16 protein-coding genes are annotated in these 14,498 nt (G+C 71.8%); 12 read left to right on the forward strand and 4 right to left on the reverse strand.

Going from position 1 to position 14,498, the window contains the following annotated elements; genetic code table 11:
• Positions 1 to 258: 258 nt before the first annotated feature.
• The gene (locus ACWC24_RS04725; RefSeq protein WP_450661368.1) at positions 259 to 465 is read left to right on the forward strand and encodes an SCO2195 family GlnR-regulated protein; all 207 of its coding nucleotides are present in this window, start codon (positions 259 to 261) and stop codon (positions 463 to 465) included.
• 79 nt (positions 466 to 544) lie between these two features.
• Positions 545 to 1,246, forward strand: a complete 702-nt coding sequence (locus ACWC24_RS04730) for a DUF4191 domain-containing protein (protein ID WP_450661369.1) — start codon at positions 545 to 547, stop codon at positions 1,244 to 1,246.
• Between the two features lie 162 nt (positions 1,247 to 1,408).
• Here ACWC24_RS04730 and ACWC24_RS04735 read toward each other — a convergent pair whose 3' ends face one another.
• Positions 1,409 to 1,879 carry an RDD family protein gene (locus tag ACWC24_RS04735; protein WP_392617042.1) on the reverse strand — a complete coding sequence of 157 codons (471 nt, stop codon included), beginning with the start codon at positions 1,877 to 1,879 and terminating at the stop codon, positions 1,409 to 1,411.
• Between the two features lie 209 nt (positions 1,880 to 2,088).
• Here ACWC24_RS04735 and glnA point away from each other — a divergent pair, with 209 nt between their 5' ends.
• From glnA to pspAB, 4 genes are all read left to right on the forward strand, one after another.
• A complete protein-coding gene (glnA, locus tag ACWC24_RS04740) occupies positions 2,089 to 3,498 on the forward strand; it encodes a type I glutamate--ammonia ligase (protein WP_152889348.1) in 1,410 nt (469 codons plus the stop codon).
• 196 nt (positions 3,499 to 3,694) lie between these two features.
• Positions 3,695 to 3,952 (forward strand): SCO2583/SCO2584 N-terminal domain-containing protein, encoded by a 258-nt coding sequence (locus ACWC24_RS04745; RefSeq protein WP_450661370.1) that lies wholly within the window; start codon positions 3,695 to 3,697, stop codon positions 3,950 to 3,952.
• A gap of 107 nt (positions 3,953 to 4,059) precedes the next feature.
• Entirely contained in the window at positions 4,060 to 4,983 is a 924-nt protein-coding gene (gene htpX, locus ACWC24_RS04750) for a zinc metalloprotease HtpX (protein ID WP_450661371.1), read from the forward strand.
• Positions 4,984 to 4,985: 2 nt separating this feature from the next.
• A complete protein-coding gene (gene pspAB / locus ACWC24_RS04755; RefSeq protein WP_450661372.1) occupies positions 4,986 to 5,576 on the forward strand; it encodes a PspA-associated protein PspAB in 591 nt (196 codons plus the stop codon).
• A gap of 62 nt (positions 5,577 to 5,638) precedes the next feature.
• On the opposite strand, the gene ACWC24_RS04760 is transcribed toward pspAB, so the two are convergent.
• Together ACWC24_RS04760 and ACWC24_RS04765 are read right to left on the reverse strand one after the other, a co-directional pair.
• On the reverse strand, positions 5,639 to 5,917 hold the full coding sequence (locus tag ACWC24_RS04760; protein ID WP_450661373.1) for a hypothetical protein: 279 nt from the start codon (positions 5,915 to 5,917) through the stop codon (positions 5,639 to 5,641).
• Between the two features lie 297 nt (positions 5,918 to 6,214).
• Entirely contained in the window at positions 6,215 to 7,549 is a 1,335-nt protein-coding gene (locus ACWC24_RS04765; protein WP_450661374.1) for a DUF2252 domain-containing protein, read from the reverse strand.
• Positions 7,550 to 7,804: 255 nt separating this feature from the next.
• On the opposite strand from ACWC24_RS04765, the gene ACWC24_RS04770 reads away from it, so the two are divergent.
• A complete protein-coding gene (locus tag ACWC24_RS04770) occupies positions 7,805 to 8,992 on the forward strand; it encodes a winged helix DNA-binding domain-containing protein (RefSeq protein ID WP_450661375.1) in 1,188 nt (395 codons plus the stop codon).
• 116 nt (positions 8,993 to 9,108) lie between these two features.
• Here ACWC24_RS04770 and ACWC24_RS04775 read toward each other — a convergent pair whose 3' ends face one another.
• On the reverse strand, positions 9,109 to 9,423 hold the full coding sequence (locus ACWC24_RS04775; protein ID WP_450661376.1) for a hypothetical protein: 315 nt from the start codon (positions 9,421 to 9,423) through the stop codon (positions 9,109 to 9,111).
• A 174-nt stretch (positions 9,424 to 9,597) separates the two neighbouring features.
• On the opposite strand from ACWC24_RS04775, the gene ACWC24_RS04780 reads away from it, so the two are divergent.
• From ACWC24_RS04780 to ACWC24_RS04800, 5 genes are all read left to right on the forward strand, one after another.
• Positions 9,598 to 9,969, forward strand: coding sequence for an ArsC/Spx/MgsR family protein (locus tag ACWC24_RS04780; RefSeq protein WP_450661377.1), 372 nt, complete (start codon positions 9,598 to 9,600; stop codon positions 9,967 to 9,969).
• Positions 9,970 to 10,103: 134 nt separating this feature from the next.
• Positions 10,104 to 10,811: a hypothetical protein gene (locus ACWC24_RS04785; RefSeq protein ID WP_450661378.1), complete on the forward strand. Its 708-nt coding sequence runs from the start codon at positions 10,104 to 10,106 to the stop codon at positions 10,809 to 10,811.
• 626 nt (positions 10,812 to 11,437) lie between these two features.
• Positions 11,438 to 12,466 carry a glutamine synthetase gene (gene glnII, locus ACWC24_RS04790; RefSeq protein WP_450661379.1) on the forward strand — a complete coding sequence of 343 codons (1,029 nt, stop codon included), beginning with the start codon at positions 11,438 to 11,440 and terminating at the stop codon, positions 12,464 to 12,466.
• 322 nt (positions 12,467 to 12,788) lie between these two features.
• Positions 12,789 to 13,373: a winged helix-turn-helix domain-containing protein gene (locus ACWC24_RS04795; RefSeq protein ID WP_450661380.1), complete on the forward strand. Its 585-nt coding sequence runs from the start codon at positions 12,789 to 12,791 to the stop codon at positions 13,371 to 13,373.
• Between the two features lie 70 nt (positions 13,374 to 13,443).
• Positions 13,444 to 14,484, forward strand: a complete 1,041-nt coding sequence (locus ACWC24_RS04800) for an NAD-dependent epimerase/dehydratase family protein (RefSeq protein ID WP_450661381.1) — start codon at positions 13,444 to 13,446, stop codon at positions 14,482 to 14,484.
• The last annotated feature ends 14 nt before the right edge of the window (positions 14,485 to 14,498 follow it).

Raw genomic sequence — 14,498 nt, forward strand, 5'->3', positions numbered from 1 at the left:
GTGTGAACTCACGCACAAGTTACTACTGGCCAGTAACGGCCGATTTCACGCGGTCCCGACCGTCCTCGCAGATGAGGGCGCCGTCGGGGCCGCGTCGGCCGTCCGGGCTCCCGCATCAAGGCTTCACGGCCGTTTGACCGGTCGGTCATGCCCTGGTAACACCAATCAGTGACGCTGGTGTCACACCAAGTAGACCCGCGATGAACCCGCAGTAGCCCGAACCCGGATCCCGGTGACCTACCGAGGGGACTTTCCACGATGCAGGCCGCGCCCGTAAACGCCACAGCGATCCCGTCCTTCACCAGCGCCCTGCGCGCGGTCGAGTCGTTGCTCATGAGCGGTGGCCAGCGCACCGCCCGCCGCAACGCCTGGACCTCCGTCCTGGAGGACCGCCGCCGCGCCAAGGACCGGTCCGAGACCGAGCGGGTCCTCGAGGAGACGCTGTCCGCGGCCGCGCGTTCCTGACGTCCCCGAACGCCCCCTTCCGCCCGCTCTGCGGGCACTGCCGTCGTGGCCGCCCCGAGGGACACGTAGACTTCGTGGCATGGCGAGGAAGGACAACGCGGCGGACGCCGCGAACCCCGGGCGACTGAAGCAGATCGCTCTGACGTACAAGATGACCCGCAAGGCCGACAAGAAGATCGGTCTTGTACTCGCGGCTGTCGGCATCATCACCTTCGGTGTCTTTCTCGCGATCGGTTTTCTGATCGGTCACCCCATCTATCTCGGCATCCTGGGCCTTCTGCTCGCCATCCTCGCGACGGCGATCGTGTTCGGGCGTCGGGCCGAGCGGGCCGCTTTCGGCCAGATGGAGGGCCAGCCGGGCGCTGCGGCGGCCGTGCTGGACAACATCGGCCGGGGCTGGACCACCACCCCCGCGGTGGCGATGAACCGCAGCCAGGACGTGGTGCACCGGGCGGTCGGCAAGGCCGGCATCGTGCTGGTCGCCGAGGGCAACCCGAACCGGGTGAAGTCCCTGCTGGCCGCCGAGAAGAAGAAGATGAACCGCGTGGTCGCCGACGTGCCGGTGCACGACGTGATCATCGGCAACGGCGAGGGCCAGATCCCGCTGAAGAAGCTGCGCACGACCATGCTGAAGCTTCCGCGCGTGCTGACCGGCCCGCAGGTCACCGCGACCACCGACCGGCTGCGCGCGCTGGGCGACCTGATGAGCAACATGCCGCTGCCCAAGGGTCCGATGCCGAAGGGCATGCGCCTGCCGAGGGGCGGGGCGAACGGCCGCTGAGCCACCGCGTACGGATCCCCGTACGACGACCTCCGACGAAGAAGACGAAGAAGACGAAGAAGGGGCGCCCGGATCACTCCGGGCGCCCCTTCTCGTTCTCGCTCGTCTTGCTGTTCTCGCTCGTCCTGCTGCTCTCGCTCGTCCTCGCCGTTCCGGGAGGCTCTAGATACGCACCTCGACCGTGCGGGCCAGCCGGTCGTGCAGCCCCCGGCCGTCGCGGTCCCAGATCAGGGCCGGGACGGCGACGCACAGCAGCACGGTGCGCAGCAGGGCGCGCAGCGGGTTGACCGTGCCGGTCTCCAGTGTGATCACCCGCAGCCCGAAGAGGCGCTTGCCAGGGGTGGAGCCGACCGTGCCGACCGTCAGCACACCCAGGACGAAGAAGACGAGCAGCGTCCAGTTGCCCGTGGTGCGCGGGTCATAGCCGTCCGTGACCAGGCTGTATGCGATCAAGAAGCACAGGCCCCAGTCCACGGCGATGGCGCCGAGCCGCCGTCCGGGGCGGGCGATCGAGCCGGGCCCCTCCTCCGGCAGGCCGAGCTGCTCGCCCCGGTATCCGAAGTCGCCGCCCGCGTCTTCCATGGCCGCCCGGGGCCCGGAGAGCCACGATCCGATTGCTTGCCTATTGTCCACCCGCCCACGGTACTGCGCCCGGATATGACCGGGGGACGGCGGGGTACTCAGGGGCTACGGTGGAACCGGACCCGGTTAACTTCTGCGAAACAAACGGGTCACGCCGGAGAAATCACCCATCCCTAGTGTCGAGGCCACCGTGTGCCACCGCACTGGCCGCACGAACGAACTACCACCCCGGCAGGACGGTCGGGAGTAGGAGGAGCTGGATGTTCCAGAACGCCGACGAGGCCAAGAAGTTCATCGCGGACGAGGACGTCAAGTTCGTCGACGTCCGTTTCTGCGACCTGCCGGGTGTCATGCAGCACTTCTCGCTGCCCGTCGAGGCGTTCGACCCGGACGAGGAGCTCGCCTTCGACGGCTCGTCGATCCGCGGCTTCCAGGCCATCCACGAGTCCGACATGGCGCTGCGCGCGGACCTGTCGACGGCCCGTGTCGACCCCTTCCGCCGGGACAAGACCCTCAACATCAACTTCTTCATCCACGACCCGATCACGGGCGAGCAGTACTCCCGCGACCCGCGCAACGTGGCGAAGAAGGCCGAGGCCTACCTCGCGTCGACCGGTATCGCGGACACCGCGTACTTCGGCCCCGAGGCCGAGTTCTACGTTTTCGACAGCGTGCGGTTCAAGACCTCGGAGAACGAGTCCTTCTACCACATCGACTCCGAGGCCGGCGCCTGGAACACCGGCGCGCTGGAGGACAACCGCGGCTACAAGGTCCGCTACAAGGGCGGCTACTTCCCGACCCCGCCGGTCGACCACTTCGCCGACCTGCGCGCGGAGATCTCCCTGGAGCTGGCGGCCTCCGGCCTCCAGGTCGAGCGCCAGCACCACGAGGTGGGCACCGCCGGCCAGGCCGAGATCAACTACAAGTTCAACACGCTGCTCGCCGCGGCCGACGACCTCCAGCTCTTCAAGTACATCGTGAAGAACGTCGCCTGGCGCAACGGCAAGACCGCGACCTTCATGCCGAAGCCGATCTTCGGTGACAACGGCTCGGGCATGCACGTCCACCAGTCGCTGTGGAGCGGCGGCTCCCCGCTGTTCTACGACGAGGCCGGTTACGCGGGCCTGTCGGACATGGCCCGCTACTACATCGGCGGCATCCTCAAGCACGCGCCGTCGCTGCTGGCCTTCACCAACCCGACGGTGAACTCGTACCACCGCCTGGTCCCGGGCTTCGAGGCGCCGATCAACCTGGTGTACTCGCAGCGCAACCGCTCCGCGGCCATGCGCATCCCGATCACGGGCTCCAACCCGAAGGCCAAGCGCGTCGAGTTCCGCGCGCCCGACTCCTCCGGCAACCCGTACCTGGCGTTCTCCGCGCTGCTGCTCGCGGGCCTCGACGGCATCAAGAACAAGATCGAGCCGGCCGAGCCGATCGACAAGGACCTGTACGAGCTGGCTCCCGAGGAGCACGCGGGCGTGGCGCAGGTCCCGACCTCGCTCCCGGCCGTCCTCGACTCGCTGGAGCGCGACCACGAGTTCCTGCTCGCGGGCGACGTCTTCACGTCCGACCTGATCGAGACGTGGATCGACTTCAAGCGCACGAACGAGATCGCCCCGCTCCAGCTCCGCCCGCACCCGCACGAGTTCGAGCTGTACTTCGACGTGTGACCGGTCCCGGCCGGGTTCCGGTCGGTGGGTGATTCGTCCGGTGGCGCCCCGTCTCCCGTTTCGTGCGGAAGGCGGGGCGTCGTCGTCCGTGCGGCGTTGCGTACAACCTTTCGGGTCCCGCAGGCTTCCTACAGAGAGGGGGGGATCGTTTCCTCCCGGCGTTTCGGAAGCAGAGGGAAGCGGAGAGGCAACGGGGATGTCCGAGCACGATGACTTCGAGCACGAGTTCGATCACCGATGGGTCGGCGCGGCCGAGCACAAGGAGCCCTCGGCGCGGGCCCGGATGCTCGCGGCGCGCTGGAAGGACAACCCTCCGGAGCCGGTCCCGTTCCGCGCGGACCCCGGGCCGGCCGGACCGCGGCGCTCGTCGTGGAGGTCCACCGCCCTGGTGCTCGGCTGCGTGCTGGCGGTGATCCTGCTGCTGGGGTACGCGAGCCTGCGCTCCCCCTACTGATCCCGGGCAGGTCTTTGCGCCTTCCGGAGCAGTCCGCAACCGCCTCTTGGGCGGGGTCAGGTGCACACTGAAGTCAGGTACGAGTGCCTGACTGCGGGGTGAGGCAGATGCAGAGCCGATTCCGGAGCGACCGGCGGCTGACCGTACGGATGACGGTCACGCTGTTCCTGCTCGGACTGCTGTACGTGGCGTTCGCCGCGGCGCTGATCGTGTTGCTGAAGTCGTGGGTCCTGGTCGTCGTCATCGCCGCTGGCGCGCTCGCCGCCCAGTACTGGTTCTCCGACCGGATCGCGATGTACGCGATGCACGGCCGGGTCGTGGAGCGGGAGGAGTACCCCGAGCTGCACGCCGTGGTCGACCGGCTGTGCGCGATGGCGGACATGCCCAAGCCGGTGGTCGCGGTCTCCGGGCTGGGGATGCCGAACGCGTTCGCGACCGGCCGCAACCCCGACCACGCGGTGATCTGTGTGACCACCGGGCTGCTGCGGCGGCTGGAACCCGCGGAGCTGGAGGGCGTCCTGGCTCACGAGCTGTCGCACGTGGCGCACAAGGACGTCGCCGTGATCACCGTGGCGTCCTTCCTCGGCGTGATCGCGGGCCTGATCGTGCGGTTCGCCTTCTACTCGGAGCTGTTCGGCGGGCGGGGCCGCAAGGACCAGAACACCCTGGTCGTGTTCGGGGTCGTGATGGGGGTGTCGGCGGCGGTGTACGCGCTGAGCTTCCTGCTGATCAGGGCCCTGTCCCGGTACCGCGAGCTGGCCGCCGACCGGTCCGCCGCGCTGCTGACCGGGCGGCCCTCGGCGCTGGCCTCCGCGCTGACGAAGGTCACCGGGGACATCGCCCGGATCCCGACCGAGGACCTGCGTACGGCCCAGGCGTTCAACGCGTTCTACTTCACCCCCGCACTCGGCGCCGGGCCCACCCTGGGCAAGCTGTTCTCCACCCACCCGAGCCTGGAGCAGCGGCTCGAACAGCTGGGGCGGATCTCCGCCGAGCTGGGCGAGGCCGCGGTGCCCGGGAAGGCGGGCTGAACATGGGGCTGCTGGACATCCTGCTCGGCCGCACCAAGGCGGTCGCCCCCGATCTCGACCAGCTGTTCGCGCTGCCGTCGGCGGCGGTGACGCTGGAGGCGGCGGCCGGGTTCACGCCGACCGGGCAGGGGGCGGTGTGCTTCGCCACGGTCGAGGGCGCGGCCTTCGAGCAGACGCACCGCGAGGTGCAGGCCCTGCTCGACGCGGACACCGACCGCACCGGCCCCCCGGTCAGGCTGGCCCAGGACGACTACGGCTACTCCTGGCTGGTCTCCGCCCGCGCCCCCGACGAGCTGCCGCTCCTGGTCAACGACCTGCACGCGGTGAACACGTCGATGGAGGCCAACGGGTTCGGACCGCAGCTGCTGTGCTCGCTGGCGAGCTTCGAGAAGCGCGGCCAGGACCCGGAACGCAAGCTGGCCCTGGTGTACCTGTACAAGCGCGGCACGTTCTATCCGCTGTGCACGCTGCCCGGCCGGCACCGGCGCGACAACGCGCTGGAGCTCCAGACGGCCGCCCTGCTGGAGAACGACCTGCGGGTGGAGAAGGACAAGGCCCGGTGGTTCCCGCTGTGGGACGCACCGGGCCTGTGACCGGGTGCCCCCGGCCGGTGCCGGCCGGGGGCGGTCGACGTGCGTCGTTCTCCGGTCCGGGCTCAGGTGCCCCGGTCCTGGCGGCGGGCCTCGAAGGGACGCTCACGACGGTAGCGGCGCTCCCACTTGGCCTGCTGGTCACGGCGGGCCCTGTACGCCTTGTAGGTGGCGGGCGGCACCGGTGCCGCGGGGGTGCCGGTGCCCGGGGCGGACGCCGAGGTCGAGCTGCGTCCGTACCGCAGGTACAGCAGGAGCAGCGTGGCGGCGGCCAGCCACCAGACGTGGTCGGTGAACCCGAGGACCACCAGGGCGACGGCTCCGGCGATGACGATGGTGCGCATGACGGGCCCCCTCTCCGTGGCCGTGCCCGTACCCCGTGCGGGAGGCGGGCGGGTGGGTCGTCGATCGATCGACGATGACGCACTCAGCGTAGCCACGCGCTCACTCGACGTGCATCTCCTTTTCTCCTCCCCGGAGTTCGCCGAGTCGGCAGGGCGGGGAGGGACCCGGGACGCGGACGGCGAAGGTGGCCGGGCCCGTGCGGACCACCGGCCGGGCCTGCGGCTGCGGGACCACGGACCGGACCGCCGCGCCCTGGTGAGCGCCGTACCGTCCGGCTCCGGCGGAGCGGGTCCCGGTCAGCTCTCCGGCGCGGCCCGCACCACACCGGCCGCCACCGCGGCGACCAGGACGGCGTGATCGGCGGCGGTCCGGTCGGCGTAGCCCATCGCGAAGTCGGCGACGGACCGGTCGAAGGTGTCGGCCGAGCCGAGGTAGGAGGCGATGGCGATCCGGTCGCCGGAGCGGGCGTGGGCACGGGCCAGGGCGGTGCCGCACAGCCGGGCGTACCGGAGGAGGGCGGCCGGACTCGCTCCGGCGACGTTCGCCGGGCCCTTGGTGTCGCGCAGCCGGCGCCAGTAGAAGGCGCGGCCCTGCGGCCCGGTCGTCCAGCCGAGGAAGATGTCCCCGGCGGCCTGGAGCAGCCGCTGTCCCGCGACGACCCGGTGGCCGTGGTGGACGTAGGGCCCGCCGGGCAGGTGCCGTTCCAGTACGGACTCCCTGGCCTCCTTGAGCTGGAGGAACAGCAGGTCGTCGCCGTCCGCTCCGGCGAGCAGCACGAGGAAGCAGCGGGTGCCGATGCTGCCGACGCCGACGACCTTGCGTGCCGCGTCGACGAAGCGGTAGCGGTCCAGGAGCAGCCGGCGTTCCTCCGAGAGGGTGGAGCGGTAGTCGCTGAATATCTTGCGGAGCGCGGCCGCGTCGGGGGCGCCGACGGACTCCAGGAAGGGCGGGTCCCGGACGATGCGCCGCCGGCCGTCGACGACCTCGCTCAGTCTGCCGAGCGCGTGCAGGCTGGTGCGGCGGCGGGCGCGGGTGAGGCTGGAGTCCTGACGGCGGCGGCCGTCCCGGACCAGGGGCAGCAGCCGGTCGGCCTCGATGCGCTCGTACCAGACGGCGAGTTCACCGAGGCGGGCCAGTCGTCGCATGGCGGTGTGGTACCCGGCCACGGCCGCGAGGGCGGCCCGGCGGACCTTCGTCTCGGGGTGCCCGTTCTCCCTGGCGGCGACGGCGACGGAGGCGGCGAGCCGTTTGACGTCCCACTCGAAGGGGCCGGGGAACGTCTCGTCGAAGTCGGCGAGATCGAACAGCAGGGTGCGTTCCGGGGAGACGTACAGGCCGAAGTTGAGCAGGTGGGCGTCGCCGCTCAGCTGGACTGTCAGACCGGTGTGCGGCTGGGCGGCGAGGTCGCCGGCCATGACCGCGGCGGCCCCGCGCAGGAAGGCGAGCGGGGAGGCGCTCATCCGCCCGTACCTGACGGGCAGCAGCTCCGGCAGCCGGTCGCGGCCCTGTCGTTCCAGTACGGCTACGGGGTCGGGCCGTTCGACCGAGGGCAGCCACAGGCCGTGCGCGGAGCGCGCCACGTACTTGCGGGCGGCCTTGCCGCGCTGGGCGCGGTCGGCCGGGGTGGTCATGGCCCGGACCCTCGCCGGTCCGCCCCCGGAGCGGGTGTGGTGCCCGGGAGTGCCGCCGGCGTCCGCCGTGTTCTGCCGTGCAGTCTCATCCGGCCTCCCTGCCGAGCCTCACCCCGTGAGGGCAGTAAAAGCGCTGGGCACGGGGGCCGCATGCCCGGCGGTGCGATCGTGTGACGGGCCGGTCCGGGCCCGGTTGTCAGTGGTGTCGGCGAGGATGTCCGCAGGACGGCGGTGCACGTACGGGCGGAGGCCGGCATGGGCGAAGGACGACGGTACATCGACGGCGCGGAGCGGCGGGCCCGGCTGGCGCTGCGCCATCGGCTGACGGCCTCGGCGCGCGCGGCGGCCCCCGAGGACGTCGCCCGCTCCCTGGTCGCCCTGCACGGCAGCGACCCGGCGTCGGTGTATCTGGCGGTGGGGGCGCGGCTGGCGGATCCGGCGACCACGGTCGACGCGACCGACCGGGCGCTGTACGAGGACCGTGGCCTGGTGCGGATGCACGGGATGCGGCACACGGTGTTCGTCTTCCCCGCCGCGCTGACCGCGGTCGTGCACGCCTCGACCGGTCTCGACGTGGCCGCCCGGGAGCGCGCCACGCTGCTGAAGGACATGGCGAAGGCCGGCGCGCCGGACGCGGCCTGGCTGCAGGAGATCGAGGAGTCGGCGCTGGCCGCGCTGGCCCGGCGAGGTCAGGCGACGGCGACCGAGCTCGCCCGGGAGGAACCCCGGTTGCGGGAGAAGTTCGTGTACGCGCCGGGGAAGAGCTACGAGGGGGTCCACACCGTCTCGACCCGGCTGCTGAGGGTGCTGGGGGTGGAGGGGAAGGTGGTCCGGGGGCGTCCGCTGGGTTCGTGGACGTCCAGCCAGTTCCGCTGGGCCCCGGCTCCCGAGCATCCCGAGCTGGACGCCGCCGGGGCCCGGGCGGACCTGCTGCTGCGCTGGCTGACGGTCTGCGGGCCGGCCACCGAGGCGGACCTGAAGTGGTGGACGGGGTGGCGGGTCACGGACCTCCGGCGGGCGCTGGCCTCGATCGGGGCGCGGGAGGTGGAGCTGGACGAGGGCACGGGGTACGTCGTCGACGGCGACGTCGATCCCGTGGCCGGGCCCGGTGAGCCGTGGGCGGCACTGCTGCCCGCGCTCGACCCGACGGCCATGGGCTGGCAGCAGAGGGACTGGTACCTGCCGCCCGAGCTGCGTCCCCTGCTGTTCGACTACAGCGGGAACATCGGGCCGACCGTGTGGTGGAACGGGCGGGTGGTGGGGGGCTGGGCGCAGCGCCCGGACGGGGAGGTCGTCTGGCGGGTGCCGCCGGGCGGGGACGGGTCGGGCCGGGAGGCCGAGGCGATGATCGCGGCGGAGGCGGAGCGGCTGCGGGGGTGGGTGGGGACGGCCCGGGTGACACCCCGGTTCCGGACACCGATGGAGCGGGAGCTGGCGGGGTAGGCCGGGCGGCAGCCGGAAGGCGGCCTCCGGACGCCGGGCGGACCGGCGGTCCGCCCCGCGGGCCGGTTCGCGGACGGCGCCGGGCGTGGTCGCTGGGACCGGCCCGGCGCCCCCGTTCACCTCGAGTAGCGCATCAGCGCCCGCACCATGTGGCACGTGGTGGCCGACGGCGGGTGGACACCGATCTGTTCGGCCGCGCTCCGTATCGTCTCGTCGGAGGCCTGGTCCGGGACGTAGACGCCGGAGTCGAGCAGGGCGATGGCGAGGCGCATCGCCTTGAGGCGGCGGTTGTGCGTGACGTACCACGCGCGCGGAAGTCCGGCCGGCAACGGCTGCTTGAGGACCGGTTCGTAGGGCAGGTCGAGCAGGACGGGACGCTTCGCGGTGGACTGGGTGGGCAACGGCTTCGGCTTCAGTGCGGCAGCGGGCACAGGCATCCTCCTGTCGCGATCAGGGTGTCCCCTCCGGGGTTCGGCCACCCCGGCGACACCCTCGAACACTGCTTCTATTCTACCGCCCGGCACTGACAAAAGCTCCTGGCCACAAGGGCTTTCGGGGCTTCCGGGGCCCTTGTGGGAGACGAGTTCTCCCGTACCGTGGGGACCATGGAAATCTGGATCAATCCGGCCTGCTCCAAGTGCCGCAGCGCCCTCACCCTGCTCGACGCCGAGGGCGCCGAGTACACCGTCCGCCGCTACCTCGAGGACGTGCCGACCGAGGACGAGATCAGGGCCGTGCTGGACCGCCTCGGCCTCGAACCGTGGGACATCACCCGCACCGAGGAGGCCGCCGCCAAGGAGCTCGGCCTCAAGGAGTGGGCACGTGACGCCGGTGCGCGCGAGCGGTGGATCGCGGCGCTCGCCGGGCATCCGAAGCTCATCCAGCGCCCGATCATCACCGCGGAAGACGGCACGGCCGTGGTGGCCCGTACCGAGGACGCCGTACGGGAGGCGATGTCCCGGACCGGGGAGGAGTGAGCCCGCGGTACCCGTGGACACCCCGAACTGGCGTGTGACACAGGCCACTTCAATGACCTCGGTAACCGTTGAGTAACGCCGTTCGGTATCTCGTACATAGCGACGTAGCACCCCCTACCCCTCAGGAGGCGCGCATGTCGCGCAGGAGAAACCTCGGCCCGAAGAAGACGATCGCGCTGCTCGTCGGTGCCGCGGCCGTGGCGGGAGGCGGCGCCTTCGCCATGGCGAACACCTCGAACGCCGCACAGTCCCCCAAGGCCCTGTCCGCCGGGGACTCGACGGTCTGCCTGGGGCTCGCCACCGCCATCGGCAACAACCAGGCGTTCATCGCCGGCCAGCGGGCCAACCCGGACGCGCAGTCCGCGGCCCGCATCGCCAACCGCGAGGCCGTCATCGCCCAGATCCAGGTGCAGCAGAAGGCGTCCGGATGCACGGTCGGGGAGTCGGCTCAGGGCTCCCAGCCTGCTCAGACCGCCCCCGCGCAGACGGCCCCCGCGCAGACCGCCCCCGCGGGCAACGCGGGTGCCGCCGGAAACACCGGGAACGCGGGCAACGCCGGGAACGCGGGCAACGCCGGCGGCGGTGCCGCCGCCGGTCAGCAGGTCTGCAACGGCTCCACCGTCACCCTCTCGGGCGAGGGCGGCGCTCCGGCGGCGTCCAGCAACCAGTTCCCCTCGGGCACGAAGCTGAAGGTCACCAACCTGGACAACAACAAGTCCACCACGGTGACGGTCACCTCGGTCTCCGGAAGCTGCGTCCTGCTCAACAACGCCGCTTTCGAGCAGGTCCGCGAGCCCGGCAAGTTCCTGATCCGCCGGGCCGTGATCCAGAAGGTGGGGTGAGGCTCGAAGCGGGAGCAATTCCGTGAGTCGGCACCCCAATTGAGGGGGCACGGCATGCGGCGGCGGGCGGCGGGAGAGACCTGACAGGGCTCCCGTACCGACCAGCGGCGGCAGCGCCGGCCCGGGCCGCCGCCTCGTACGTGTCACCGGTCCTGCTGTTCCCCGCCAGGAGCAGCAGGATCGGCATGTCCGGGCCCGCCGCGCGTCCGGCAGGGGGCACGGGCCGGTCACCGGCCCCGTGGGCGGGAAGGCCGGCGACCGTGCGGGAGTGACGGTCGGCGGCCCTGCGGGGCTGACGGTCGGCGACCCTACAGAAGTAACGGCCTGCGGGACTGCCGGGCGGCGCCCGGGACGGCCGCCGCCCGGCTCACACCCATCGCATACGAGACGGAGCCCCGGGCCCGCTCCAGGGCGCCGGAGGGGCGCGAACCGCGGACCGCCACGCCCCTGACCCCTCACCGAGTGAATCGCGCCACAACATGGCCAGGTAACACGGGGTTCACAATCGAGCAATGATCGGGAAATCGGCCGTTGGCAGTCTGCGAGGCAACAGGTGCGGCGCCCCAGTGCCGCAGCGCCGCAGCACCCGCAGTGCGCCCAAAGACCCACCCCGAAGGATGTGGCCCGTGAGCTTCAAGGCTGAGTACATCTGGATCGACGGCACCCAGCCGACGGCCAAGCTCCGTTCCAAGACGAAGATCCTGGCCGACGACGCCAAGGGCGCCGAGCTGCCGCTCTGGGGCTTCGACGGGTCCTCCACGAACCAGGCCAAGGGCCACGCCTCCGACCGCGTGCTCCGTCCGGTCTTCACCTGCCCGGACCCGATCCGCGGCGGCGACGACGTCCTCGTGCTGTGCGAGGTCCTCGACATCGACATGACGCCGCACGAGACCAACACGCGTGCCGCGCTGGCCGAGGTGGCCGAGAAGTTCGCCGCCCAGGCGCCGATCTTCGGCATCGAGCAGGAGTACACCTTCTTCGACGGCCCGCGTCCGCTGGGCTTCCCCGAGGGCGGCTTCCCGGCCCCCCAGGGCGGCTACTACTGCGGTGTCGGCGCGGACGAGATCTTCGGCCGTGACATCGTCGAGGCGCACCTGGAGAACTGCCTCAAGGCGGGCCTGGGCATCTCCGGCATCAACGCCGAGGTCATGCCCGGCCAGTGGGAGTTCCAGGTCGGCCCGCTGGCCCCGCTGGAGGTCTCCGACCAGCTGTGGGTGGCCCGCTGGCTGCTCTACCGCACCGCCGAGGACTTCGGCATCTCCGCGACCCTCGACCCCAAGCCGGTCAAGGGCGACTGGAACGGCGCCGGCGCGCACACCAACTTCTCCACGAAGGCGATGCGCGAGGGCTACGACGCGATCATCACCGCGTGCGAGTCGCTCGGCGAGGGCTCCAAGCCGCTCGACCACGTCAAGAACTACGGCGCCGGCATCGACGACCGCCTGACCGGTCTGCACGAGACCGCCCCGTGGAACGAGTACTCGTACGGCGTCTCCGACCGTGGCGCCTCGGTCCGCATCCCGTGGCAGGTCGAGAAGGACGGCAAGGGCTACATCGAGGACCGCCGTCCCAACGCCAACGTCGACCCGTACACGGTGACGCGTCTGATCGTCGACACCTGCTGCACCGCGCTGGAGAAGGCCGGCCAGGTCTGATCCCCACGCCGTCGACGAAGGGGCACCCGACGCCATGTCGGGTGCCCCTTCGGCATGTTGGGCGTCCGAGCAGTGAGAGAGGCCTCCTGCCACCCCGGTGCGTCTGCTTCAATGGTCCTATGGCCAGCCCCCAGAAACACTCCGCGACAGGTCGCCATGACCTCGAGCCCTTCTGGCCTTCCCGTCAGCACCACGACTTCGACCGGGTGTGTTGTCGCGCGACGAACGCGCGGGCCCTCTAAAGCCGTACACCCGCGGCCTTCGGCCGGCGCGCACGACGTACGTCCTCGACGAACTCCTCGCGCGAAAGAGCTGACCTCTCATGGCGACCACGCATTCCCTGCCCACCTCCCCCCTCACCCCCTCCTCCCCCGGCCCCGCACGGCACCGGCTGCGGGCCGTCGACCGGGACGAGGTCGTCGACATGACGGACCTCCTGCCGCCGGGCGCCACCTGGCTGCCCGCCCCGCAGCACACCCTGCCCGCCCTGCCGGGCCATCCCCCGATGGTCGGCTACCTGGTCCTCGTTCCGGCCGACCAGCAGCCGCCGTTCCTGCCGGTGGCGCTGCCCGACACACCCCAGGCCGCGGAGCCGGCCGTCCCGGCCCCGGGCGAGCCGCTGGTGCGCATCGACACCGCACAGCGCACCGCGTCGGTGAGCGGGCGCCGGCTCGACCTGACCTACCTCGAGTTCGAGCTCCTCGCCCATCTGGTCGCGCACCCCAACCGGGTGCACACCCGTGACCATCTGGTCAGCACGGTGTGGGGCTACGGCCATGTGGGCGACGGCCGTACCGTCGACGTCCACGTCGCCCGGCTGCGCCGCAAGCTGGGCGTCGAGCACCGCAGGTCGATCCAGACTGTCCGCCGCGTCGGCTACAAGTTCTCCCCGCCGATCGCGCGCTGAGCCTCTGCCCCCCTCTGCCCGCAGCAGATCACGGTTCCCTCCCGCGGCCCGAGCGTGCACAGTCACCGGCATGAGACTTCTGGTGCTGGGTGGTTCGGAGTTCGTGGGGCGGGCCGTGGCCGAGGCGGCGCTCGCGCGGGGCTGGAAGGTGACGGCGTTCAACCGGGGGCGGCAGCAGGCCGTCCCCGGCACCCACCGTCTGCTCGGCGACCGCACCGCGCCCGACGGGCTCGCCGCCCTGGCGCGCGGCGAGTGGGACGCCGTCGTCGACACCTGGTCGGCGGCGCCCCGCGCGGTGCGGGACACGGCCCGGCTGCTGCGGGAGCGCGCGGGCCGGTACGTGTACGTGTCGAGCTGCTCGGTGTACGCCTGGCCGCAGCCCGTCGGGTACGCCGAGGACACGCCCGTGGTCGAGGGCGCCTCGGCCGACGCGGAGCGGACCGACTACGCGCGCGACAAGCGGGGCGGCGAACTGGCCGCGCAGGCGGAGTTCGGGGCGGAGCACTCGGTGCTCGCGCGGTGCGGACTGATCCTCGGGCCGTACGAGAACGTGGGGCGGCTGCCCTGGTGGCTGGCCCGGATCGCGCGCGGCGGCCCCGTCCTCGCCCCGGGACCGCGGGACCTGCCCCTCCAGTACGTCGACGTCCGCGACCTCGCCGGGTGGCTTCTCGGGTCGGTGGAACGGGAGTTGAGCGGCCCGTACAACCTGGCGTCCGCGCCGGGGCACACCACGACGGGCGAGCTGCTGGACGCGTGCGTACGGGCCACCGGCGCGGCGGCCGAACTGCGCTGGACCGATCCGGACGTCGTCCTCGGCGCGGGCATCGAGCCGTGGACCCAGCTGCCGGTGTGGGTGCCGCCGGACAGCGACATGCACGACAGCATGTACACGAGCGACACCTCGCGCGCGCTGGCGACGGGCCTCGACTGCCGGCCGGTCGCCGAGACCGTGGCCGACACCTGGGACTGGCTGCGCGGGATCGGCGGCACGCCGCCGCGGCGCCCGGACCGGCCCGTCCCGGGGCTCGACCCGGCGGTGGAGGCGAAGGTCCTGGCGGCCGGCGGAGGTGTACCTGGCACCACCTCCGCAGAGGGGGACTCGGCCCAGTGACCGCCCGGCGGCGC

This window comes from Streptomyces sp. NPDC001443 (genome assembly GCF_053597355.1).